This is a genomic window from Bacteroides sp. MSK.20.12 (genome assembly GCF_019052435.1).
In the GTDB taxonomy this organism is placed as follows: domain Bacteria; phylum Bacteroidota; class Bacteroidia; order Bacteroidales; family Bacteroidaceae; genus Bacteroides; species Bacteroides xylanisolvens.
This window is the reverse complement of sequence record NZ_JAHQVH010000009.1, coordinates 1-20,205: the sequence shown is the minus strand read 5'-3', so window position 1 is coordinate 20,205 and position 20,205 is coordinate 1. Positions and strand designations below refer to the sequence as shown.

The following is a 20,205-nucleotide window of genomic DNA, read 5'->3' as shown; positions in this document are numbered from 1 at the left end:
TGCCACATCCATGTACACCGCTATTTTTGCCGTTCATAACCGATAAAATAGTTTCAAATGGATGTATTTTACCTGTGCCCCTACCTGCTTTTACTGGAACAGGGGGATTGCGATACCGAAAGGCTGAACGAGGCAAGTGACGATTTCATACGCCACCTCAGCCATCTGCATGAGGAACACGGCAACCACACCTGCGTGTTCCTCCATCTCCAATACACGAAGTTCCGGCTGACCGTCCTGCGGGAACGCTACCACAACAACGGGCAGAGCCATCTGGTGTGCTACTGCCATGTGGTGGGAGCTATCATGTATGTGGAAAACACGATGGAACGGATGGAAAAAAGACGGACGGGTTCCGGAAACGGAGAAGCCCGTCCGCCCGGCGACGGGCCTCCCGTGCTGTGGACTGACGATGCCATCCATCTTATTGAACTGCTCTATGCCTGCCACGAACTGAAGCTGTTCAACAACGGGGAAATCTCGCTGAAAGACCTGACAGCACATGTTTGCCAGACTTTCGGCGTGGACGTGAAGAACGTATCGAGCTACTATGCCCGGATGCGGCGTCGGAAAGGCGACGACCGCACCTATTTCATCGACCGGCTCCGGGAAGTCCTGCTGCGGAAGATGGACACGGACGACGAGAAGCAATACCGGCGGAACAAGTAGCCTACGCCTGTTTGTTCAGTTCCAGCAGGTGCTTCAGATTCGGGTCACTCCCGATGCGCTCCAGCTCATCGGCGACAATCTGCCGGGCTTCCTCCTTGATGCGGTTGTAGTTTTCCTGTACCATTTCCTTCATGCGGTCGATGCCGTCGGCATCCCTGAAGTCGGTGATGACCGGTATCTTCCGGTAGGTCTTTTCCTCTTCGGCAATTTTCTTTGCATCCACCACAATCTCGCAATGGAAAATCTTCTGCTCGATTTTCTCTCCGAAGTTGTCCGCCACCGAACCGACGAACATGCCCTGCGTCAGCGAGGAAATCTTGCTCGGCGGGATAAGGCTGTCCATCTGGGTGGAGATGGAGGTGGACACGTCGTTGCGGTTGATGGAGATGGACTGCCGTTTCTGGAGTATCTTGCCGAAGCGTTCGGAGAGCGTCTTGGCGGTCTCGCCCACCACCTGCCCGGAGAAGATGTTGCCGACGGTGTTGATGATGACCTTCGCCTCCTTGTCGGTATAGTCGCGGATGAGCTGCGAGAAGTCCTGAAAGCCCAGCAGCACGGCCACCTTGTTGCTGCGCGCGGTAGCGATAAGGTTGTCCAGCCCCTTGATGAACACGGTGGGCAGCTCGTCGATGATGATGGAGCTTTTCAGCCTGCCCTTCTTGTTCACCAGCTTGACGATGCGCGAGTTGTACAGTCCGAGTGCAGCCCCATAGATGGCCTGCCGGTCGGGATTGTTGCCGATGCAGAGCACCTTCGGCTCGTCGGGGTTGTTGATGTCGAGGGAGAACTCGTCGGCGGACATCACCCAATAGAGTGCCGGGGAAATCATGCGCGAGAGCGGTATCTTGGCCGAAGCAATCTGCCCCATGAGCTGGTCGGCAGCCCCGGCGAGCCATGCGTCGAGGAAAGGGCTGAGGTAGTTCTCCAGTTCGGGATAGGAGGACATGATGGGGAAAATCTGCTCGTAGGGCTTGTTCAGGAACTCGACCGCATGGGGGAAGGTGCAATACTTGCCGTCCTTATAAATACGCAAAAACCAGATGATGGCCGCGAACAGGATGGTGGGGGACTCGACGAAGAAGTCGCCCTGCTTGGCCGCCCAAGTCCGGTTAAGGTTGAGCATGATGTTGTAGGAACTCTCGTAGGCATCGGAGATGTCGGTCATGAACTTCGGGTTGAGCGGGTTGCAGCGGTGGCTGCGCGAGGGGTCGTCGAAGTTGATGACATAGAACTTCGGCCTGACCTTGTAGCCGTCCAGATGGCGGAGCAGGTGGTTGTAGGCGATGGTGCTCAAGTCCGGGAACTTGAAGTCGTAAATATAGGTGGCATAACCCTTTTCAATCTGCTGCTTGATATAGGAATTGACCACGGCAAAGGACTTGCCGCTGCCCGGCGTACCCAAGACAATGGAGGCGCGGAAAGGGTTCACCACGTTTATCCAGCCGTGCCACATCTTCTTCTTGTACCAGAAACGGGTGGGCAAATTGACGGAATACTCGTTCTCGATAAGCCGTGTCTCCTGCATGAAGGATTCATTCTCGTTGTTGAACACATCCTCCATCAAGTTCTGCCGGAGCAGTCGGGACATCCATACCCCGGCTGCCAAGAGGCAGCCGTAGCCTGCGGATAAGGTGAGCAGATAGAAACCGGTACGCGCCGAAAGGGGCAGCGGCAGGGCAAGCAGCCACCAATTGAAGAAGAACAGCACGATACCGGCGGCAAGCGCCGCCCAGATATGCGGCCACTTAATCTTTTCCTCTTTCACGCCTTTTGTCCCCAAGCAGGAGAGCGCGAGGAACACAAGGGCGAACAGCTTTGTCCAAAGAATGGACGAGAACAGCCCGGTCGTCCGCTGGAAATTGAGCAGTATCCTGTCCACCACCCCGATGTCGATGTTCCATTCCTTCATCGAGGGGTAGCAGAACCAATATACATTGACTATGACGAACAATACGCTGAGGGCACGCATGAAGTCCATGACCTTGGCCAGCCCTCTCAAATCATCTTCCTGTGACATAAGTTATACTTGTTTTAACGGTGATTGAAATTCGGTTGAATGTTATCCGGGCTGCATTCAGTCCTGCCGCCCGTACCTGCGGCGGCGTTTCTTCTTGTCAGGCTTGTGCAGGCGCGGATGCCGGGGGACAAAACTTGTCTCCGGCTCGATGGCAGAGAACAGGCCGCCCAATACCTTGCCGTCCGTATCGGGTTCCGGCGCAGATGTTGCTATATGTGGCTGTACCTCTTCCGACAGTCCGGGCTGCGCCACGTTGAAACGCGCTTCCAGCACATTGGCGGAGAACTCCTTGCCGAGCCGGGAGCCGTTGAGCACGGTACGGCTCGTGTGGTCGATGAAGGTTACCCCGTAAATCCTGCCGGATTCATTGCGGCGTAGCACCAAATCCACGTTCATGGCAGCCAGACGGCGGCAGAAATCCGCCTCGTCCCTTGCCTTCAGTAATGCCCCGGCCAACGGAGGGCGCAGCCGCTCGCGGCAACCGTCCGCCCTGATGCGCGAGGCTGACCACTCCATGCGCCGTTGCAAGCCCTCCGCACCCGCCATCCTGCCCAGCCTTGCCGACTTGATGGGGGTCGCCACCTTGTTCCCGTCCGCATCCAATGCCGCATAGACAATGCCGTGATAGGCGCGTCCGCCCGCTTCGCCCCTGACTTCCTCCATGCCTATGTTGTATAAGGAGAGCAACGCCCGGAACTCGCCCATCGACTGGAAGCGGTAGAGCTTGAGCAACGGCTTGACGGTATCAGCTATCTGCCGGCGTATGTCGCCCTTCGCCGCATCCACCGGGCGGAGCTTCCATTCTTCCGCCTTCTTCTGTCCCTCTGCCGGACGCAGCCTGTACTTCTGTTCCAACTGCTCGGTTATTTCCTTGCTCCGGCGGTGCTCGAAGCGGTCGGAAATCTTCCTGCCCCCGCTGTCCACGCGCAGGGACACGATGTGGATGTGGTGGCGGTCGATGTCTGTATGCTTAAAAATCAGGAAAGGCTGGTTGCCGTAGCCCAACTTCTCCATGTACTCCCTGCCGATGGCGGCAAGCTGCCCGTCGGTCAATACATCGTCGGGATGCGGATTGAGCGAGATGTGGATGACCGGCTTCTCGGTGCGGTAGTGCGAGGGAAGCCATGCCGTGAAAGCCTCCATCGTTTCGCCCATGCGGAAACGCCCGTCTTCCGGGTACGGGAGCAGGTTGGCATCCAATATCTTCGCATGCCCTTCCTCTACCTTCGTCTGGTTGTAGGCCAACGCGCCGTACAAGTCCTTACCCGTGCTGATTTTCGCCACCATGCCTTTTGAGTTCTTCTGAAAGTCCGACAATGCGGCGGCTGAGCGCCACCAGTTCGAGGGTCAGCTTTTCCAACCTGTAGAGCAAAGCCAACGCCTTTTTCTCGGTAAAATGCACGTGCAGTTCCTTGACCGCCTGGTTGTAGTTCACCCCGACGGCGCGGTACTGCTGGTACAAGGCGGTGAGCTTGGCCACATATTCCATCGTGCCCCGGTCGGTGCGTATGACCCGGAAGCCGTCGCCGAAGATACGCGCGGCGATGAACTTCGACTTGGACGAAAGGCCGGACTGCTCGTAAAGGGTGAGGAACCGGGCGTGCTGCGCGGCGTCGAGATTGACGGTCTCGCGGTGGAAGGCGGGCGCGGACTTGGGTGTCCGTCCGCCTTTCCTTCTTTTCGGGTGCTGTTGCTGTTCATTCATGCTTGCTGTCATTAAAAGGTGAAACCTGCCCGTCCGTGGCCGTGCCGCCGTTATGCCCCATCCCTACAATTTGCGACTTCGGAGCCAAATTGCGCCCCCTGCAAGGGCAAGCGTTTTTTGCGGCAGAAGCGGATGCGTGCTGCAAAAAACACAGCTTGCTATGTTCTGGCGAACATACGTTTTCCCCACCGGTGGAGAAAAGCGCTTTCGGGGAAAGCGGACGATAACCAGACGGAAAGTCTCCGACCACGCCAACGGATTCATGCTGCAAAGGTAGGAAGCGGAGCCGTTTGCAGCACAACACCCCGACCAGCCACATTATGCCATAGGGGAGCCACTTTGCCCGGAGGATAATTCCGACGGTAGCCAGCACCTCCGTTGCAACGTTGGGACAGCCGACTGACCAGCCAGCCCGACATCCAACCGTACCGACAACCGGGCGGTTGCAGAACCGGACAACCCGTCAAGCGGCTAATGACACAAACAGCCATCCAGCCATACAAGCCACCGGTACATCAGCCATTCCACCCGGCAATCATACGGATGTCCAACGGACTATCCGGACAATCAGATGTATGACCAACCAGCCAGCCACTCCACGCCAAAGCCGAGCCACTCGTACCCCGAAACGTAAAAATCCCTTTCCACCGCTCCCGTTTCTCTTTTCCTTTGCCGCATCATTTGAAACGAAACGGTTATGCCAACAGAAAAAGAAACACTTTACATCGCCTTCTCCACCCAGAAGGGAGGGGCGGGCAAGACGACCCTGACGGTGCTGGCGGCCAGCTACCTGCACTACGTGAAAGGGCTGAACGTGGCGGTGGTGGACTGCGACTACCCGCAGCACAGCATCGCCGAAATGCGCAAGCGCGACTTGAAAACCGTCATGGAGGACGAACACTACAAGGCGATGGCCTACCGCCAACTGCAACGTATCGGCAAGAAGGCCTACCCGGTCGTCGAGGGCACGGCGGAGGATGCCGTGGAAAAGGCGGAAGGACTATTGGAGAAGCTGCCCGGCACGGACATCGTGTTCTTCGACCTGCCCGGCACGGTAAACAGCGGCGGCGTGCTGCGGACGCTGGCGAACATGGACTACATTTTCTCGCCCATCGCGGCAGACCGGGTGGTGATGGAAAGCACACTGCGTTTCGCCACCAAGCTGAAGGACACGCTAATGGACACGGGCAAGACGAACATCAAGGGGCTGTACCTGCTGTGGAACATGGTGGACGGGCGCGAGAAGTCGGAACTCTACAGGGTATATGAGGAAATCATCCGGGAGCTGGGGCTACAGGTGCTACAGACCTTCCTGCCCGACAGCAAGCGGTTCCGGCGCGAACTGACGGGGGAACACAAGGCGGTGTTCCGCTCGACGCTGTTCCCGGTGGACGGCACGCTCGCCAAGGGAAGCCACATCCGGGAGATAACGGAAGAGATACTCACCATTATCGGGAGGTAGCCATGGGGGAACGGAAGAAAATCAGCCTGACGGAACTGGACGAAAGCTCCATCGTCGCCTCGTTCAAGGAAGAACAGCCCGCTCTGGCCGTCCCTCCTACGGTGGAGCCGGAAACGCCCGTACCCCGCCAGACGGAACAGCCGGACATCAAGCCAGCCCATGAGAGCGAGTACCTCCGCCTGTTCATCCACGAGTCGCCCGTATGCGCCCGGCTGGGCAAGACCATCTACTTGCGCAAGGAGTTCCACGAGCGGATACAGCGCATCGTGCAGACCATCGGAGGCAACCGGGTATCGTTGTTCAGCTACGTGGACAATGTGTTAGAGAAGCATTTTGCCGACTGGCAGGGGGACATCGAACGCGAATACAAGCAACGGAATACGGGAATCTTTTAAAAAACAATCATCTATGACAACTTTTATCACGCTATGCGTCGCGGGCTACCTGCTCTGGACAGCCGCCTATCTCCTGTATGAGCGGCATGAACGCCGGAAAAGGCAGCGCGAAAGCGAGGAAACGCTGCCCCGGAAAGTAGCCGACGCGGAAGACATTTTGGGCAAAAGCACATTTTCCCTGTGCCACTCCACGCCACAAGTACCCGAGAAAACGGAAACCGTGAAACCGGAAGTCGAAGCGGATACTTTTGCAACGGAATCGGAACGATACCCCAAGGTAGTGTCCGCCGACGAGCTGGACGCGCTCTTTGCCGAAGGCGGGCTGGAACCCGTGGAGGGGCAGGACGAACCGATGGAATACCGGGACACGGAAGCCGGTGAGCCTCCGATAGACGAGGACGAGATGCTGGAAGGACATGCGCCGAAAGCGGCGGGACTCCGTTTCGAGGACATGGGGCTGGCGGTGCGCGTGGCGATGGATGACCGCACCGCCACCGAAGCAGAACGGCAGCAGGCCGGACGTGCACTTGCCGAACTCAAGGGCACGCCGATGTTCGACCAGCTCACCGCCGGGGATGCGGAACGGGAACGGCGCATCGCCTCGCTCATCGAGCTGCATCTGGCGGACTACCGCCGGATACGACAACCGGAGCCTCCCGCCGAGAGTATCGTACCCGGTGATTTTTCCATTGACGACATTGTTTAACAGCGGTCTATCCGCATAAAACCAACTTTTTATGAACACAACAAAGAGAATCTTTTTCATGGCGGCCTGCCTGATGGCAGCCGGTGCGCTCTACGCGCAAGGTAACGGACAAGCGGGCATCACGGAAGCCACGCAGATGGTCACCTCGTACTTCGACCCGGGAACGAAACTCGTCTATGCCATCGGTGCGGTGGTCGGCCTGATAGGAGGCATCAAGGTATATAACAAGTTCAGTTCGGGTGACCCGGACACGAGCAAGACCGCCGCCTCGTGGTTCGGGGCGTGCATCTTCCTGATAGTCGCCGCCACCATCCTGCGCTCGTTCTTCCTCTAATCCCTATACATAAATAATATATAGAATAGGATTATGGAATATGAACTGAACAAGGGCATCGGGCAGAGCGCGGAGTTCAAGGGGCTGAAGGCACAATACCTGTTCATCTTCGCCGGAGGACTGCTTGCCGTGTTCGTGGTGTTCATCGTGATGTACATGGCAGGAACAGGTCAATGGGTGTGCATCGCCTTTGGCGCGGTATCCGCATCGATACTGGTATGGCTCACATTCCGCCTGAACGCCAAGTACGGCGAGCACGGGCTGATGAAACGGCTCGCCAAACGGCAGCACCCGCGATACCTGATTAACCGGATTAGCGTCCGGAAGTTATTCACCCCAAAGAGAAGCCTATGAGAAATATATTGAAAGCCGCCACGTTGGAAAGCAAGTTCCCGCTGCTGGCCGTCGAGTCGGATTGCATCGTCTCGAAAGACGCGGACATCACCGTGGCCTTCGAAGTGGAGCTTCCCGAACTGTTCACGGTAACCTCTGCCGAATATGCCGCCATCCATGCGGCATGGTGCAAAGCGGTTAAGGTGCTGCCCGACTACACGGTGGTACACAAGCAGGACTGGTTCGTGAAGGAACACTACCGCAGCCGGACGGAGGGCGAAAAGCTCGGCTTCCTCTCGCGGAGCTATGAACTGCACTTCAACGAACGGCCTTTCCTGAACCACTGCTGCTACTTGTATCTGACCAAGACGACCAAGGAGCGGATGCGGATGCAGAGCAGCTTCTCGTCGCTGTGCCGGGGCTTTATCATCCCCAAGGAAGTGAACCGGGACACGGCGGCACGTTTTTTAGATGCCGCCGGGCAGTTCGCCCGCATTGTAAACGACACGGGACTGGTCAGACTGCGCCGTCTGTCGGGCGACGAGGTAACCGGCACGGAGGAACAGTCCGGCCTGCTGGAGAAATACCTCTGCCTGTCGTTGGAGGACACCGGCACGCTGGAGGACATCGAACTGGGCGACGACGGGGTGCGTATCGGCGACAAACGGCTGTCGGTCTATACGCTCTCGGAACTGGATGCACTGCCGGGCCGGGTCGGTACGGACAGCCGCTATGAACGGCTCTCCACAGACCGGTCGGACTGCTGCCTCTCCTTCGCCAGCCCGGTGGGGCTGCTGCTCCCGTGCAACCACCTGTACAACCAGTACCTCTTCATCGACGACAGCGCGGAGAACCTGCAACGCTTCGAGAAGACGGCACGCAACATGCAGTCGCTCTCCCGTTACTCGCGGAGCAACCAAATCAACAAGGAATGGATAGACCTGTACCTGAACGACGCGCATTCCTACGGGCTGACCTCGGTGCGCTGCCATTGCAATGTCATCGCATGGACGGACAACCCGGACGAAGTGAAGGTCATCCGCAACGACACGGGCAGCCAGATTGCCGCAATGGAGTGCAAACCGCGCCACGACACGGTGGATGCCGCCACGCTCTATTGGGCGGGGATGCCGGGCAACGCCGCCGACTTCCCGGCGGAGGAATCATTCTATACCTTCATCGAGCAGGCCGTCTGCTTCTGGACGGAGGAAACGAACTACCGCAGCTCGCTTTCCCCTTTCGGGCTGAAGATGTCGGACCGCATCAGCGGCAAACCGCTGCACGTGGACATCTCCGACCTGCCGATGAAACGTGGCATCACCACCAACCGCAACAAGTTCGTGCTGGGCGGTTCGGGCAGCGGCAAGTCATTCTTCATGAACCACTTGGTACGGCAATACTACGAACAAGGAACGCACATCGTATTGGTGGACACCGGAAACTCGTATGAGGGGCTTTGCTCGCTGATACACCAGAAAACCGGGGGCGAGGACGGCATCTACTTCACCTACACGGACGAGCACCCGATAGCCTTCAACCCGTTCTACACCGACGACCGGGTGTTCGACATCGAGAAGCGGGAGAGCATCAAGACGCTGCTGCTCACCTTGTGGAAGAAGGACAATGAACCGGCAACCCGCTCAGAGGAGGTGGCGCTGTCCAACGCCGTGTCGCTCTACATCGAGCGCATCCGCTCGGGGGAAGTGGAAGAACCCTCGTTCAACACCTTCTACGAGTTTGTGAAGTCGGAGTACCGACGGATACTGGAGGAGAAGCAGGTACGGGAGAAGGATTTCGACCTGGCGGGCTTCCTAAACGTGCTGGAACCCTATTATCGGGGCGGCGAGTATGACTTCCTGCTCAACTCGGACAAGCAGCTTGACCTGCTGACGAAACGCTTCATCGTCTTCGAAATCGACCAGATAAAGGACCATCCCATCCTGTTCCCCGTCACGACCATCATCATCATGGAACTGTTCATCAACAAGATGCGCCGTCTGAAAGGCATCCGTAAGATGGTGGTCATCGAGGAAGCGTGGAAGGCCATCGCCTCGGCGAACATGGCGGACTACATCCGCTACCTCTACAAGACCGTCCGCAAGTTCTACGGGGAGGCGGTGGTGGTCACGCAGGAAGTGGAGGACATCATCTCCTCGCCGATTGTGAAGGAGAGCATCATCAACAACTCGGACTGCAAGATTCTCCTTGACCAGCGGAAATACCTGAACAAGTTCGACCAGATACAGACGCTGCTCGGGCTGACGGACAAGGAGAAGGGGCAGATTCTTTCGGTGAACATGTCCAACGACCCGACGCGAAAGTATAAGGAGGTGTGGTTCGGGCTGGGCGGCGTGCAGTCGGCGGTGTATGCGACGGAAACCTCATTGGAGGAATACCTCTGTTACACCACCGAAGAGAGCGAGAAAGTGGAGGTGCAGCGCATGGCGGAGAAGCTCGGCGGCAACATCGAGCTGGCCATCAAGCGGCTGGCGGAGGAGAAACGGAACGCAAGGGAGGGATGAGCCTATGGAATATGCCACGTTGTTCCCGCTCGACCGCATCTGCGGACGGTGGAAAAGCCGGGGCAAGTCGCCCCCGGTCAGGGTGTACCGCGAAGGGCGCACGTACCGCATCGCCCTCGCCTACCGCTGGGGAGCCGTGCTGACCGCCACGCTCTACCGGAACGGACAGGGAACGTGGGCGGAACTGCCCGAAAGGGTACAGGTCGCCTATGACGAAGATAACGAGCGGCTCGTGCTCGCCTCGGAAGGGGTGTATGTACGGGACTGCAAGGAATACGAATATTGACAAGGACATTTTAATCATCAACGGACATGAAAAGAATACCAATAGCAATTTGCCTTACGGCCTTGCTCTGCACCGCCACGACGGTCCGGGCGCAATGGGTGACCTTTGACCCGTCGAACCTCGCGCAGAGCATCGTGAACACCACGCGGAACGTGATACAGACCACCACGACCGCTGAGAACATGGTGAAGAACTTTCAGGAAACGGTCAAGATTTACGAGCAGGGAAAGAAGTATTACGACGCGCTCAAGTCGGTACATAACTTGGTGAAAGACGCGCGTAAGGTGCAACAGACCGTGCTGCTCGTGGGGGAAATATCGGACATCTACGTGAACTCGTTCCAGAAGATGCTTGCCGACGAGAATTACACGACGGACGAACTGGCCGCCATCGCCTCCGGCTACACGAAGATGCTGGAGGAAAGCAGCGGGATGCTTGACGAGCTGAAGACGGTCGTCACGCAGACCGGCCTGTCGATGACGGACAAGGAGCGCATGGACCTGATAGACCGCATCTACCGCGATGTGAAGAACCACCGCAACTTAGTGCGCTACTACACGAACCGCAACATCGGCGTGTCGTACCTCCGGGCAAAGGAGAAGAACGACACGCGGCGCGTGCTCGACCTGTACGGGACCGATAACCAAAGATACTGGTAGCCATGACGGGAGAAAGTACATTCGGCAACCTGCATGAAGTGCTGCGCAGCCTTTATGACGAGATGATGCCGCTCTGCTCGGACATCACGGGCGTGGCCACCGGGGTGGCGGCATTGGGCGCGTTGTTCTACGTGGCCTCACGGGTGTGGCAGGCGCTCTCACGTGCCGAGCCGATAGACGTGTATCCGCTGTTCCGTCCGTTCTGCATCGGGGCGTGCATCATGTTCTTCCCCACCTTCGTGCTGGGAACCATCAACGGCATCATGAGTCCCATCGTCACCGGTTGCCACGGCATCCTGCAAGGGCAGACGCTTGACATGGAGGAGTACGCCGAGAAGCGGGAGAAACTGGAATACGAGGCTTTGGTGCGTAACCCGGAAACGGCCTATCTGGTCAGCGACGAAGAATACGAGCGGCAGATTGAAGACTTGGGCTGGACACCGTCGGAACTGAAGACGATGGCGGGGATGGCCATCGAGCGCGGCAAGTATGAAATCAAGCAGACCATCAGCAACGCCTTCCGCAGTTTTCTGGAACTGCTCTTTCAGGCGGTGGGGCTGATACTGGACACGCTGAGGACATTCTTCCTTATCGTGCTCTCCATCTTGGGGCCGCTGGCATTCGCCATTTCGGTGTATGACGGTTTCCACAGCACGATGGTGCATTGGATATGCCAGTATATCAGCATCTACCTGTGGCTGCCCATCTCCGATTTGTTCAGTTCGGTGCTGGCACGCATCCAGACGCTGATGATTGAGAAGGACATCGCGGCATTGACCGACCCGAACTTCGTGCCGGACACGAACAACTCGGCCTACATCATCTTCATGCTCATCGCCATCGTGGGGTATTTCACCATCCCGACGGTATCGACATGGGTGATACAGGCGGCGGGCGCTGGCAACTACGGCAAGCAGGTGAACAACTCCGCAGTCAAGACCGGCAAAGTGGCGGCAGCGGCTACCGGGGCTGGTGCCGGGCATGTCGCGGGCAAGCTGCGGGGCAAATGATTCAACAATCAACAACAAGAATTAAAGAAAATGGAATTCAAGTCATTAAAGAACATCGAAACGAGCTTCCGGCAGATACGCACGATGGCAATAGCCTTCGTCGTGCTGTGCGCGTTGGTCACGGGTTACGCGCTGTGGAGTTCATACAGCTTCGCCGAGAAGCAGCGGGAGAAAATCTACGTGCTGGACAACGGCAAGTCGCTCATCCTCGCGCTCTCGCAAGACCTTTCCCAGAACCGTCCGGTCGAGGCGCGGGAACATGTCAGGCGGTTCCACGAACTGTTCTTCACACTCTCGCCCGACAAGGCGGCCATTGAGGGCAACATCCGCCGGGCATTGTACCTGTGTGACGAAAGTGCCTTCCGCTACTACAAGGACTGGGAAGAAAAAGGATATTACAACCGCATCATCTCGGCGAACATCAACCAGACCGTGCGGGTGGACAGCGTGGCGTGCGACTTCGAGCGTTACCCCTATATCGTGACGACCTATGCCCGCCAGTCGCTCGTCAGGAGCAGCAACATCACCGAGCGCAGTCTTGTAACCCGCTGCCGCCTGCTGAACTCGGTGCGGTCGGACAACAATCCTCACGGTTTCACGATGGAGCAGTTCACCATTCTGGAGAACCGCGATTTACGGACCATAGAAAGGTAAAGGCGTATGGGAAAGACAAGAAAGTGGCTCCATTACATCCCTGACCGGATAAGCGACGGGATGCGCTGCGTGTGCGGGCGGATGTCGCCCGATGTGCGGCTCATCGTGGTGGTGGCGATGCTCGTGGGATTCAGCGCCCTCTCCATCTACATCACCGTGTCGTCGATATACAACATCGGCAAACGCCGGGGAGAGCAGATGAGAATAGAACGGATGCGGCAGTTGGAACTGCATCCGGACATAAGCAAAGACAGTATCCATTTTAATCATGACAGGAAACATGAAAGAGAACAAAACGGAAAAACAGCCGGAAACGGCAAAGAAGAATGAACGCGGGCGGAAGGAGTCCCAACCGCTGACTCCCGAAGAAATCCGGAAACGGAGGAAGATGCTGGTCTATCCGCTGTTGTTCCTTGTCTTCGGCGTGGCGATGTGGCTGATATTCGCACCGTCGGACGAAGGGGAGAGCCTGCCCGACGGCTTCAACGTGGAAGTGCCCATGCCGGAGGAGAAGAACCTGCCTTCGGACAAGCGTGCCGCCTACGAGCAGCAGGACTTCGAGCGCAAGCAGCGGGAGAAGATGAGCACCCTGCAGGACTTGGCGGTGGCGGAGGATGATACGGACAGGGAGGCCGTGGAAGATGTGTTCCAGACCGAAGAAACTGCATCATCGGGCGGGTCGTCCATCCGCACCTCGGCGGATGCCTACCGGGACATCAACCGGCAGATTGGCAGCTTCTACGAGCAGCCGGAGCCGGAGGACGACCAGAAAACGCTGGAACTGGAATGGCGCATACAAGAGCTGGAACGCCGGGCGGAAGAGGAACGCAAGGCAAAGGAAACCGCCGACGAGCAGCTCCGCCTGATGGAGAAATCCTACGAGATGGCCTCGCGCTACCTGCCACAAGAGGGTGGCGGAGCGAAGTCCGTACCCGTAACGGAAACGAAGGGAAGGACGGTCAGCCCGGTCACGCAGGTGGCGGAGCAGGTCGTGTCGATGCTGGCACAACCGATGTCCGATGCCGAGTTCATGGAACGGTACAGCCGGCCCCACAACATGGGGTTCCACACGGTAACAGACCAAGCGCACACGGCAGGCAGGAACAGCATCCGTGCCTGCATCCGGCGCACGGTTACAGTAAGCGACGGCAAGGAGGCGGAAATCCGCCTGCTGGAACCGATTGACGTCGGGGGCATGTATATACCGGCCAACACCGTGCTGACCGCCACGGCACGCATCAACGGGGAGCGCATGGAACTGACCATCAGTACCATTGCCTATAAAGGGAGGGTCGTGCCGGTGGAACTGGAGGTATATGACATGGGCGGCATGAAAGGCATCTCGGTGCCGGGGTCGCAGGAACTGACCGCACTCAAGGAGATGGCGGCCAACATGGGTTCCACGATGGGCAGCAGCATCAACATCTCCACCGATGCCGGGGCGCAACTGGCCTCGGACTTGGGACGCGGTGCGATACAGGGGCTGTCGCAATACCTCGCCACGAAGTTCCGCACCGTCAAGGTAACGCTCAAGGCGAACCACGCGGTGCTACTCGTGGCCAAGAAATAATCTTATGTATCACTATTATTCACAAGGAAAAATGAAGAAAATTATGCTTATGGCGGCGTTCATCGCCGCAATGACCCAAGCCCATGCGCAAAAGGTCGTGGAAGAAACCGACTTGAAAGAAACGGAAGAAACAGTAGAGCAAACTGAAACGGGCGATGATGGGGTAAAACAAAGCCCGTCCACCGGCGACCTGTTCGACGGGCTGACACGCCCGATAACCTTCGACCGGATGATACCACCGTATGCGCTGGAGGTTACGTTTTACAAGACCGTGCATATCATCTTTCCCTCCGCCATCAAGTATGTGGACTTGGGTTCCGCCGACATCATTGCGGGCAAGGCGGACGGCTCGGAAAACGTGCTCCGGGTGAAGGCCGCCCTGCGCGACTTCTCCCGAGAGACCAATCTGGCGGTGATAACCGAGGATGGGAGCTACTATACTTATAACGTGAAATATGCCGACGAGCCGGTCAAGCTGAACATCGAGATGAAGGACTTCCTGCACGACGGGGAGGCGGTGAACCGCCCGAATAATTCGCAGGAAGTGTACCTGAAGGAGTTGGGCAGCGAGTCTCCGTTATTGGTGCGGCTCATCATGAAGTCCATCCACAAGGACGACAAGCGGCTGGTGAAGCATATCGGCTGCAAACGCTTCGGCATCCAGTACATCCTGAAGGGCATCTACACGCACAACGGGCTGCTCTACTTCCACACGGAACTGAAGAACTCCTCCAACGTGCCGTTCACGGTGGATTTCGTGTCGTTCAAGGTGGTGGACCGGAAAGTGGCGAAGCGCACCGCCATCCAAGAGCAAGTGATTGTACCGCTGCGTGCCTATAACTACGTGACGGAGATTGGCGGCAAGAGCCGGGAGCGCACGGTGTTCACCCTGCCCAAGTTCACCCTGCCGGACGACAAGCAACTGGTGGTGGAAATAAACGAGCAGAACGGCGGGAGGCATCAGCAGTTCACGGTCACCAATGCCGAACTGGTGCGTGCCCGTGTCATCAACGAACTGAAGGTGAAGTAAGATGAAACGGACGGTGTTTATTCTAATCGGCATGGCGCTGTGCCTTGTCCTTGCAGACAAGGTGCAGGCGCAACGCTGTCTGCCGGGCATGAAAGGGCTGCGGCTGACGGCTGGCATGGCGGACGGCTTCCATTCGGCAAGCCGGCGCAATGAGCTGGGCTACCACTTCGGGCTGTCGATGGACTCGTACACGAAAGGGTGCAGCAAGTGGGTGTTCGGCGCGGAGTACCTGCAAAAGTACCACCCGTACAAGGACACGCGCCTGCCGCTGTCGCAGTTCACGGCGGAGGGCGGCTACTACTACAACTTCCTCTCGGATGCGAACAAGGTGTTCCTCTGCTACGTGGGCGGCTCGGCGATAGCGGGCTATGAAACGGTGAACTGGGGCGAGAGCCTGCTTTATGACGGGGCACGCATCACGGACGGCGACGCTTTCGTCTATGGCGGCGCGGTGTCGCTGGAGATAGAGACCTACCTCACCAACCGGACGGTATTGCTGCTCCATGCGCGTGAACGCTGCCTGTGGGGTGGCGATACGGGAAATTTCCACTTCCAGTTCGGGGTGGGACTGAAATTCATATTGGACTAATAAATCATCAAGAAAATGAAACGAATGACTGAACTGATTTTTACCGCCGGTTTCGCGCTGGTTGCCGCCGTGCTGCTTTGCGCCTGTTCCGACAAGCTGGACATCCAGCAGGTGTATGAGTTCGATTTGGCAACCCTGCCGGTACAGAGTACCATCGTGGAAGGCGGGGAAGCCGAAATACGCTGCCAGTTGGTACGCAGCGGGCGGTACGAGGAAACGGAGTATTTCATCCGCTATTTCCAGCCTACGGGCAAGGGGGAGCTTCGTCTGGAGGACGGCACGGTATTGCTGCCCAATGACCTTTATTCGTTGCCGGGCGAGACCTTCCGGCTCTATTACAGGTCGCTCTGCACCGACCAGCAGACGATTGACATCTACATTGTGGATTCGTTTAACCAGACGGTAACCAAGAGCTTTTCGTTCAACAACGAGACGGAAGAAGGAGTAGAGAACCCGGAACAGCCTGCTCCATAATACTGACGGCTATGCTTTGTTTTGCCATTGCTTACTTGACGCTTCTTGCCGTAACCGGCTGTTGCATCTGGCGTGCCATACGCCATGCCCCGACTGATACGGAGCTTTGGGGCGAGGAAACGGACTGACATGCCTGTGGTGTGAAACGGTTGCAGCCCGTCGGATTGGTTCCGGCGGGCTGCTTCTGCAAGCGCATCATCCCTCTACAATTCCTTCATTTCCGCTATGGGCATGTAATGTTCCAACCATTCCCTTACGGGCTTCATGTTGTATTCGGATGTGATGACTGCCGTATAGCCGTTTATCGGGGTGAAGCGTGTGGTCTCGTAATCGTCCACCCACTTCTTCAGGCTGTCCACGCCCCATGTGTCGATGTCCTCAAACCTACCGTCCAAAACCTCGATGGGTTCGCTAAATGTGATTATCAGCGTTTCGTAACCGTCATTCATTGCCGGCCTCCTTTCTTTCCTTTTCCGATAACCATGCATCGCGCCTGCGGCGGCATTCCTCCAAAGTCGGAGCCACGCAGGAGAACAATTCCCCATCGGATGCCCTGTAATCGTACTGCACAAGCGTGCGTTTTCTTCTCCCAAAACCAGTCTGGAATTTCTCGAATTGTTCCGTTCCTGCTGCCCGGCAGGTCGAAACGCCGTTTTCTGTCATTCTTGTAACCATCATACAATTCCTTAAAATTCGACAATCAATAAGCGGTTCTCCATGCACTTGTCCGGGTCAGATGCCATCCTTTGTTTGAGCCAAAAGTGGCTGCTCCCGTATCCGAAAGCGAAGAAGCGGTTGAACTCCTTGCTTTGTGCAAATACTTTCACCAGTTCGCGAAGCTCCTGTTCGTCCTTTGTCAGCGTCACGGAATTGATGAACTTTACCAACACTTCGGGTATCCGCTCGTCCCACCCGAAAATCATGCTTTCAATCTTTACGTCCATACATTATATATTTATAGGTGAATAATCAAAAAAGGCTCAACTGCTGCGGGGCGGTATAGCGTAACTTCAGTTCCCGCAATCCGGCTTTCAACTTGCGGATATACTTCGGGTTGTAATTTCCCTTGTCTGTCAGGGAGTGGCGTTCCGCATAAGTGTAATGCCCTTCCAGCCGATGTATTCCCGTGCGTACCGCTTCCTTGTAGTCGGAAATGGGTTCATCCCATACCGATGGGTGGCTACCGCCTCCTGCCGTGCCGGTACACCAGCTCACCGTAACGGCATACGTGCCATTCACGGACTGGCCGATGTGTATCACGTTGGATGTGTCCAACCGTATTTCCTCCACGATGGGCAACATGCCATTTATCCATCCATATTCGTTGAACTGCTTGTCCACATAGCCGAAAACAAGCCTGCGCTCGTAGGTATTCACGTTCAGCACAATTTGATGCACGCTTTCGCCGAAGCTCTCGAAATAGGCGGTCTGTTCCGCATCTTCCCGGCGGAGTGCCTGGACATAGCGGAGAATGATGTGCCGCTCACGCTTGCAGGCATGGTAGTCCGCCAAAACCTGCAATTTTTCTTCTCTCGTCATTTGGGATATTTTCTTGTCCATAACCGTAATTTTTTAGATGGTTGCTTTCAGTATTTCCACATGGTATTGGGGATTGACTTCCCATAACAGGTATTCGATGAACAGCCTGCGTGCGTCCTTCTCCAGTTCCTTGAACAGCCGGGTAAAGGTGCTGTGGTTGCCGTTGATGTAGGTTTCCACCATGTACTCGAAAATGTCCTCCACTTCATAATACTTGCACTGCTGTGCGACAGTCTTGCTGTACCGTTTCATAAGCGTTCTTATTTATAAAGGTTTATAATTATTCTGTTCAGCATCTGCGCCTTTCCTATGGTATAGTATGTGCCGCCATAGGGCAGTCCGTCCCAATAAGCGAGCATGATTGCCGCATGTTCCACCAGAAAGTCGTTGCGCCGGTGGAAACAGCCCTTGTGATAGCTTTCTGAAAGGATAACCGTCTTGTCCGCTTCTTCCAACAGACTGATGTAAAGCCTCTTGTTCGTGTCGGAATAGCGTGCGGACTGCTTCCGGAAAGGGATGGCAGCTACCAACCGTATATCGGTTAATTCGTTTCTTACCGTCAAGACTGCCTTTGCAAAAATCAAATCGCTGCCTTCCGCCATGCCTGAGAGAAAGTTACGGTAGCCCAAAGCATACAGTCTTTTGATTTCCGTCACCATGCCTGTAAAAAGAGTAAGCATGGGTTGGCTTATCCTGCCGGAGCGGTGTCCGGTAAACGAAACGTTCTTTGAAATGTTTGTTGTATCCATGATGATGTGAGTTTAGAGTGTTAATACCCAGACTATGAAAGCGACAACCGAAACAAACGCAAAAAGGAACACAAGGCAGACCCACAGGAAACGGACTACACCCACAAGGAAGTTCCACGCCAGCCACAGCCCGACGAACCACACCAGAAGGGAGCCACCGTACAGGGATGTGCCGAGTGCCGCAAGGGAGAACCTCACCGCCACGCCCACGAATTTATGCAGAGGCAGATTGGGAAGCGACTTATTTCCATTTGTTTCTCTTGTTGCTTTCATAATCACGACATTTTTTTTATGCATTGACGAGTTGGGTGAGCTGACTTATTTCGTAAGCGGGGCAAAGGATAGGGTTTTGCAGAAGCAAATTTTTTCGGTGGAATACTACCTGAGCCTGCGAAGTGTGGAGATTGTGCCTAAAAAATTTGATTAGTCCGTCAAAACCCGAAATTACTTTTGCGCACGTAATAAGTCAGCCCATCCAACCTTTCAATCGCGCATGGTGGAGTGATGGGGAATGAAAGCGGCAAGGGAAACATACCGTAGGAACGTTGATTTCTCTCCGCAATGGACTTTTCCGAAGGAGGTTTTTTAAGGATGGCAATGGATTATTGGCTTTATTTTCTTACCTTTGTGCCAGCGGTGCAAATAGCATCGTGGTAATGTTGTTCATTTACCGGCATCCAGAAATCGCCAATTTCAAAACACGAAGGTAAATGAACCGGGTAGGTTATACCTTGACGTAACCTGCCGGTTCACTTCGTGTTAAGCGTTTGGCGATGCTTTGGGTGCGGTGGCCGGCAGCGTTACGTCATTTGTTAATACCCGAAAGATATGGAATTACAAGCTACCGCCCTGAAGGGCATCGTCCGTTCTTCCGATGAAGAACTTTTCTATCTGTTTCCCATCCAAGATGTGTCCACCTTGCAGCAGACGAAGGCGCATCTGACCTGCGCCATTGATGTATTGAGCCATCCGGAGGAATGCTCGCCGGAACAGAGGCTGGATGCCGTGCGCACGTTGAACAGCCTCGTGGCGGCATTGAGCGTGCATGACGACGACCATTACAATGCCTTCGACTCCGCCCTCGAAGGCGGCAACGTGCAATAACGGGCGGGTCGGACAAGCGTAAAAGCCTACCTTGGCGACAAAACCGGTCAAGGAAAGGTGGCGTATGGGATATGGTGTGATGATTGGGTTCATCACGCTTGACCATGCGGCATGTTTCTACGGTTTTGCGTAGGCGGCAAGGGTATTTCCATTCCCAAAGGGAACGGGGATATGCTTGCCGACGGAAATGACGGGCTTTTACATTCCGCTGCTTGGGTCGGGGATTGGAATATTGTATTCTTTGGCATTTATCCCAAGCCTGCAAGTCGCCCAACTCGTTTTGCTGAGTTGCCCGACTCACAACTTTGAGTTGCCCAACTCAGAACTTTGGGTTGTCCGACTCTGTGAAATGTTCCTTTTATTCTTTCCCCGTTTTCACCGTCCGTCCCAAGAACAGG

The 20,205-nt window shown here is 56.0% G+C and carries 32 protein-coding genes; 20 read left to right on the top strand and 12 right to left on the bottom strand.

Annotated elements, in window-relative coordinates:
- Positions 1–90: 90 nt before the first annotated feature.
- Positions 91–291, bottom strand: coding sequence for a hypothetical protein (locus KTR06_RS06870; protein WP_217290110.1), 201 nt, complete (start codon positions 289–291; stop codon positions 91–93).
- On the opposite strand from KTR06_RS06870, the gene KTR06_RS06865 reads away from it, so the two are divergent.
- Positions 277–669, top strand: a complete 393-nt coding sequence (locus KTR06_RS06865; protein ID WP_217290109.1) for an RteC domain-containing protein — start codon at positions 277–279, stop codon at positions 667–669. The genes KTR06_RS06870 and KTR06_RS06865 overlap by 15 nt on opposite strands.
- 1 nt (position 670) lies before the next feature.
- Here KTR06_RS06865 and mobC read toward each other — a convergent pair whose 3' ends face one another.
- Genes mobC through mobA form a run of 3 tightly spaced genes read right to left on the bottom strand, consistent with a single transcriptional unit; the run spans position 671 to position 4,391 of the window.
- On the bottom strand, positions 671–2,686 hold the full coding sequence (mobC, locus tag KTR06_RS06860) for a conjugal transfer protein MobC (RefSeq protein ID WP_217290108.1): 2,016 nt from the start codon (positions 2,684–2,686) through the stop codon (positions 671–673).
- Between the two features lie 57 nt (positions 2,687–2,743).
- A complete protein-coding gene (mobB, locus tag KTR06_RS06855) occupies positions 2,744–3,973 on the bottom strand; it encodes a conjugal transfer protein MobB (protein WP_217290107.1) in 1,230 nt (409 codons plus the stop codon).
- On the bottom strand, positions 3,948–4,391 hold the full coding sequence (mobA, locus tag KTR06_RS06850; RefSeq protein WP_217290106.1) for a conjugal transfer protein MobA: 444 nt from the start codon (positions 4,389–4,391) through the stop codon (positions 3,948–3,950). Before mobA ends, mobB begins: the two co-directional genes overlap by 26 nt.
- Before the next feature lie 18 nt (positions 4,392–4,409).
- Here mobA and KTR06_RS06845 point away from each other — a divergent pair, with 18 nt between their 5' ends.
- The 17 genes from KTR06_RS06845 (at position 4,410) to KTR06_RS06765 (ending at position 16,415) form a co-directional block, all read left to right on the top strand.
- Entirely contained in the window at positions 4,410–4,745 is a 336-nt protein-coding gene (locus KTR06_RS06845; RefSeq protein WP_217290105.1) for a hypothetical protein, read from the top strand.
- A 24-nt stretch (positions 4,746–4,769) separates the two neighbouring features.
- Positions 4,770–4,970, top strand: coding sequence for a hypothetical protein (locus KTR06_RS06840; protein ID WP_217290103.1), 201 nt, complete (start codon positions 4,770–4,772; stop codon positions 4,968–4,970).
- A 118-nt stretch (positions 4,971–5,088) separates the two neighbouring features.
- Positions 5,089–5,853, top strand: coding sequence for a ParA family protein (locus KTR06_RS06835; RefSeq protein ID WP_072545369.1), 765 nt, complete (start codon positions 5,089–5,091; stop codon positions 5,851–5,853).
- A gap of 2 nt (positions 5,854–5,855) precedes the next feature.
- A complete protein-coding gene (locus KTR06_RS06830; protein ID WP_087250209.1) occupies positions 5,856–6,248 on the top strand; it encodes a DUF3408 domain-containing protein in 393 nt (130 codons plus the stop codon).
- Positions 6,249–6,261: 13 nt separating this feature from the next.
- On the top strand, positions 6,262–6,954 hold the full coding sequence (locus KTR06_RS06825; protein WP_087250212.1) for a conjugal transfer protein: 693 nt from the start codon (positions 6,262–6,264) through the stop codon (positions 6,952–6,954).
- 31 nt (positions 6,955–6,985) lie between these two features.
- A complete protein-coding gene (locus KTR06_RS06820; protein ID WP_071150628.1) occupies positions 6,986–7,288 on the top strand; it encodes a DUF4134 domain-containing protein in 303 nt (100 codons plus the stop codon).
- 33 nt (positions 7,289–7,321) lie between these two features.
- Positions 7,322–7,642: a DUF4133 domain-containing protein gene (locus KTR06_RS06815; protein WP_071150627.1), complete on the top strand. Its 321-nt coding sequence runs from the start codon at positions 7,322–7,324 to the stop codon at positions 7,640–7,642.
- Positions 7,639–10,143, top strand: coding sequence for a TraG family conjugative transposon ATPase (locus tag KTR06_RS06810; RefSeq protein WP_217290102.1), 2,505 nt, complete (start codon positions 7,639–7,641; stop codon positions 10,141–10,143). The genes KTR06_RS06815 and KTR06_RS06810 overlap by 4 nt, the downstream gene beginning before the upstream one ends.
- A gap of 4 nt (positions 10,144–10,147) precedes the next feature.
- Positions 10,148–10,429: a DUF3876 domain-containing protein gene (locus KTR06_RS06805; protein WP_087210234.1), complete on the top strand. Its 282-nt coding sequence runs from the start codon at positions 10,148–10,150 to the stop codon at positions 10,427–10,429.
- Between the two features lie 26 nt (positions 10,430–10,455).
- Positions 10,456–11,088, top strand: coding sequence for a DUF4141 domain-containing protein (locus KTR06_RS06800; RefSeq protein WP_071150624.1), 633 nt, complete (start codon positions 10,456–10,458; stop codon positions 11,086–11,088).
- A 2-nt stretch (positions 11,089–11,090) separates the two neighbouring features.
- Positions 11,091–12,098, top strand: coding sequence for a conjugative transposon protein TraJ (gene traJ, locus KTR06_RS06795; RefSeq protein WP_072545362.1), 1,008 nt, complete (start codon positions 11,091–11,093; stop codon positions 12,096–12,098).
- A gap of 30 nt (positions 12,099–12,128) precedes the next feature.
- On the top strand, positions 12,129–12,752 hold the full coding sequence (traK, locus tag KTR06_RS06790) for a conjugative transposon protein TraK (RefSeq protein WP_072545361.1): 624 nt from the start codon (positions 12,129–12,131) through the stop codon (positions 12,750–12,752).
- Between the two features lie 6 nt (positions 12,753–12,758).
- Positions 12,759–13,082: a TraL conjugative transposon family protein gene (locus KTR06_RS06785; protein ID WP_217290101.1), complete on the top strand. Its 324-nt coding sequence runs from the start codon at positions 12,759–12,761 to the stop codon at positions 13,080–13,082.
- On the top strand, positions 13,021–14,322 hold the full coding sequence (gene traM / locus KTR06_RS06780; protein ID WP_162612727.1) for a conjugative transposon protein TraM: 1,302 nt from the start codon (positions 13,021–13,023) through the stop codon (positions 14,320–14,322). Before KTR06_RS06785 ends, traM begins: the two co-directional genes overlap by 62 nt.
- Positions 14,323–14,353: 31 nt before the next feature.
- On the top strand, positions 14,354–15,352 hold the full coding sequence (gene traN / locus KTR06_RS06775) for a conjugative transposon protein TraN (RefSeq protein WP_217290099.1): 999 nt from the start codon (positions 14,354–14,356) through the stop codon (positions 15,350–15,352).
- 1 nt (position 15,353) lies between these two features.
- Positions 15,354–15,941 (top strand): conjugal transfer protein TraO, encoded by a 588-nt coding sequence (locus tag KTR06_RS06770; RefSeq protein ID WP_217290098.1) that lies wholly within the window; start codon positions 15,354–15,356, stop codon positions 15,939–15,941.
- 15 nt (positions 15,942–15,956) lie between these two features.
- Positions 15,957–16,415, top strand: coding sequence for a DUF3872 domain-containing protein (locus tag KTR06_RS06765; RefSeq protein ID WP_072545356.1), 459 nt, complete (start codon positions 15,957–15,959; stop codon positions 16,413–16,415).
- A gap of 31 nt (positions 16,416–16,446) precedes the next feature.
- Here KTR06_RS06765 and KTR06_RS06760 read toward each other — a convergent pair whose 3' ends face one another.
- Genes KTR06_RS06760 through KTR06_RS06725 form a run of 8 tightly spaced genes read right to left on the bottom strand, consistent with a single transcriptional unit; the run spans position 16,447 to position 18,976 of the window.
- Positions 16,447–16,614: a hypothetical protein gene (locus KTR06_RS06760; protein WP_158098078.1), complete on the bottom strand. Its 168-nt coding sequence runs from the start codon at positions 16,612–16,614 to the stop codon at positions 16,447–16,449.
- A gap of 4 nt (positions 16,615–16,618) precedes the next feature.
- Complete coding sequence (locus KTR06_RS06755; protein ID WP_071150617.1) at positions 16,619–16,864, bottom strand: hypothetical protein; 246 nt, start codon at positions 16,862–16,864, stop codon at positions 16,619–16,621.
- On the bottom strand, positions 16,857–17,090 hold the full coding sequence (locus tag KTR06_RS06750; RefSeq protein WP_071150844.1) for a DUF3873 domain-containing protein: 234 nt from the start codon (positions 17,088–17,090) through the stop codon (positions 16,857–16,859). Before KTR06_RS06750 ends, KTR06_RS06755 begins: the two co-directional genes overlap by 8 nt.
- Before the next feature lie 11 nt (positions 17,091–17,101).
- The gene (locus KTR06_RS06745; protein ID WP_071150616.1) at positions 17,102–17,359 is read right to left on the bottom strand and encodes a hypothetical protein; all 258 of its coding nucleotides are present in this window, start codon (positions 17,357–17,359) and stop codon (positions 17,102–17,104) included.
- Between the two features lie 25 nt (positions 17,360–17,384).
- The gene (locus tag KTR06_RS06740) at positions 17,385–17,975 is read right to left on the bottom strand and encodes a hypothetical protein (RefSeq protein ID WP_217290096.1); all 591 of its coding nucleotides are present in this window, start codon (positions 17,973–17,975) and stop codon (positions 17,385–17,387) included.
- Between the two features lie 12 nt (positions 17,976–17,987).
- Positions 17,988–18,206 (bottom strand): hypothetical protein, encoded by a 219-nt coding sequence (locus KTR06_RS06735; protein WP_205095309.1) that lies wholly within the window; start codon positions 18,204–18,206, stop codon positions 17,988–17,990.
- An 8-nt stretch (positions 18,207–18,214) separates the two neighbouring features.
- Positions 18,215–18,703 (bottom strand): SLOG family protein, encoded by a 489-nt coding sequence (locus KTR06_RS06730; protein WP_117616271.1) that lies wholly within the window; start codon positions 18,701–18,703, stop codon positions 18,215–18,217.
- Between the two features lie 12 nt (positions 18,704–18,715).
- Positions 18,716–18,976 (bottom strand): hypothetical protein, encoded by a 261-nt coding sequence (locus KTR06_RS06725; protein ID WP_204404715.1) that lies wholly within the window; start codon positions 18,974–18,976, stop codon positions 18,716–18,718.
- A gap of 555 nt (positions 18,977–19,531) precedes the next feature.
- Here KTR06_RS06725 and KTR06_RS06720 point away from each other — a divergent pair.
- Together KTR06_RS06720 and KTR06_RS06715 are read left to right on the top strand one after the other, a co-directional pair.
- Positions 19,532–19,807: a hypothetical protein gene (locus KTR06_RS06720; protein ID WP_204393653.1), complete on the top strand. Its 276-nt coding sequence runs from the start codon at positions 19,532–19,534 to the stop codon at positions 19,805–19,807.
- A 111-nt stretch (positions 19,808–19,918) separates the two neighbouring features.
- Positions 19,919–20,116, top strand: coding sequence for a hypothetical protein (locus KTR06_RS06715; RefSeq protein WP_217290095.1), 198 nt, complete (start codon positions 19,919–19,921; stop codon positions 20,114–20,116).
- Positions 20,117–20,205: the final 89 nt, after the last annotated feature.

Bases quoted from the DNA above. Each gene is read 5' to 3' on its own strand.
- KTR06_RS06870 (WP_217290110.1), bottom strand. From the start codon at position 291: ATGGCAGTAGCACACCAGATGGCTCTGCCCGTTGTTGTGGTAGCGTTC.
- mobC (WP_217290108.1), bottom strand. From the start codon at position 2,686: ATGTCACAGGAAGATGATTTGAGAGGGCTGGCCAAGGTCATGGACTTC.
- mobB (WP_217290107.1), bottom strand. From the start codon at position 3,973: ATGGTGGCGAAAATCAGCACGGGTAAGGACTTGTACGGCGCGTTGGCC.
- mobA (WP_217290106.1), bottom strand. From the start codon at position 4,391: ATGAATGAACAGCAACAGCACCCGAAAAGAAGGAAAGGCGGACGGACA.
- KTR06_RS06835 (WP_072545369.1), top strand. From the start codon at position 5,089: ATGCCAACAGAAAAAGAAACACTTTACATCGCCTTCTCCACCCAGAAG.
- KTR06_RS06830 (WP_087250209.1), top strand. From the start codon at position 5,856: ATGGGGGAACGGAAGAAAATCAGCCTGACGGAACTGGACGAAAGCTCC.
- KTR06_RS06825 (WP_087250212.1), top strand. From the start codon at position 6,262: ATGACAACTTTTATCACGCTATGCGTCGCGGGCTACCTGCTCTGGACA.
- KTR06_RS06820 (WP_071150628.1), top strand. From the start codon at position 6,986: ATGAACACAACAAAGAGAATCTTTTTCATGGCGGCCTGCCTGATGGCA.
- KTR06_RS06815 (WP_071150627.1), top strand. From the start codon at position 7,322: ATGGAATATGAACTGAACAAGGGCATCGGGCAGAGCGCGGAGTTCAAG.
- KTR06_RS06810 (WP_217290102.1), top strand. From the start codon at position 7,639: ATGAGAAATATATTGAAAGCCGCCACGTTGGAAAGCAAGTTCCCGCTG.
- KTR06_RS06805 (WP_087210234.1), top strand. From the start codon at position 10,148: ATGGAATATGCCACGTTGTTCCCGCTCGACCGCATCTGCGGACGGTGG.
- KTR06_RS06800 (WP_071150624.1), top strand. From the start codon at position 10,456: ATGAAAAGAATACCAATAGCAATTTGCCTTACGGCCTTGCTCTGCACC.
- traJ (WP_072545362.1), top strand. From the start codon at position 11,091: ATGACGGGAGAAAGTACATTCGGCAACCTGCATGAAGTGCTGCGCAGC.
- traK (WP_072545361.1), top strand. From the start codon at position 12,129: ATGGAATTCAAGTCATTAAAGAACATCGAAACGAGCTTCCGGCAGATA.
- KTR06_RS06785 (WP_217290101.1), top strand. From the start codon at position 12,759: ATGGGAAAGACAAGAAAGTGGCTCCATTACATCCCTGACCGGATAAGC.
- traM (WP_162612727.1), top strand. From the start codon at position 13,021: ATGACAGGAAACATGAAAGAGAACAAAACGGAAAAACAGCCGGAAACG.
- traN (WP_217290099.1), top strand. From the start codon at position 14,354: ATGAAGAAAATTATGCTTATGGCGGCGTTCATCGCCGCAATGACCCAA.
- KTR06_RS06770 (WP_217290098.1), top strand. From the start codon at position 15,354: ATGAAACGGACGGTGTTTATTCTAATCGGCATGGCGCTGTGCCTTGTC.
- KTR06_RS06765 (WP_072545356.1), top strand. From the start codon at position 15,957: ATGAAACGAATGACTGAACTGATTTTTACCGCCGGTTTCGCGCTGGTT.
- KTR06_RS06760 (WP_158098078.1), bottom strand. From the start codon at position 16,614: ATGATGCGCTTGCAGAAGCAGCCCGCCGGAACCAATCCGACGGGCTGC.
- KTR06_RS06755 (WP_071150617.1), bottom strand. From the start codon at position 16,864: ATGAATGACGGTTACGAAACGCTGATAATCACATTTAGCGAACCCATC.
- KTR06_RS06750 (WP_071150844.1), bottom strand. From the start codon at position 17,090: ATGGTTACAAGAATGACAGAAAACGGCGTTTCGACCTGCCGGGCAGCA.
- KTR06_RS06745 (WP_071150616.1), bottom strand. From the start codon at position 17,359: ATGGACGTAAAGATTGAAAGCATGATTTTCGGGTGGGACGAGCGGATA.
- KTR06_RS06740 (WP_217290096.1), bottom strand. From the start codon at position 17,975: ATGGACAAGAAAATATCCCAAATGACGAGAGAAGAAAAATTGCAGGTT.
- KTR06_RS06735 (WP_205095309.1), bottom strand. From the start codon at position 18,206: ATGAAACGGTACAGCAAGACTGTCGCACAGCAGTGCAAGTATTATGAA.
- KTR06_RS06730 (WP_117616271.1), bottom strand. From the start codon at position 18,703: ATGGATACAACAAACATTTCAAAGAACGTTTCGTTTACCGGACACCGC.
- KTR06_RS06725 (WP_204404715.1), bottom strand. From the start codon at position 18,976: ATGAAAGCAACAAGAGAAACAAATGGAAATAAGTCGCTTCCCAATCTG.
- KTR06_RS06720 (WP_204393653.1), top strand. From the start codon at position 19,532: ATGGAATTACAAGCTACCGCCCTGAAGGGCATCGTCCGTTCTTCCGAT.
- KTR06_RS06715 (WP_217290095.1), top strand. From the start codon at position 19,919: ATGTTTCTACGGTTTTGCGTAGGCGGCAAGGGTATTTCCATTCCCAAA.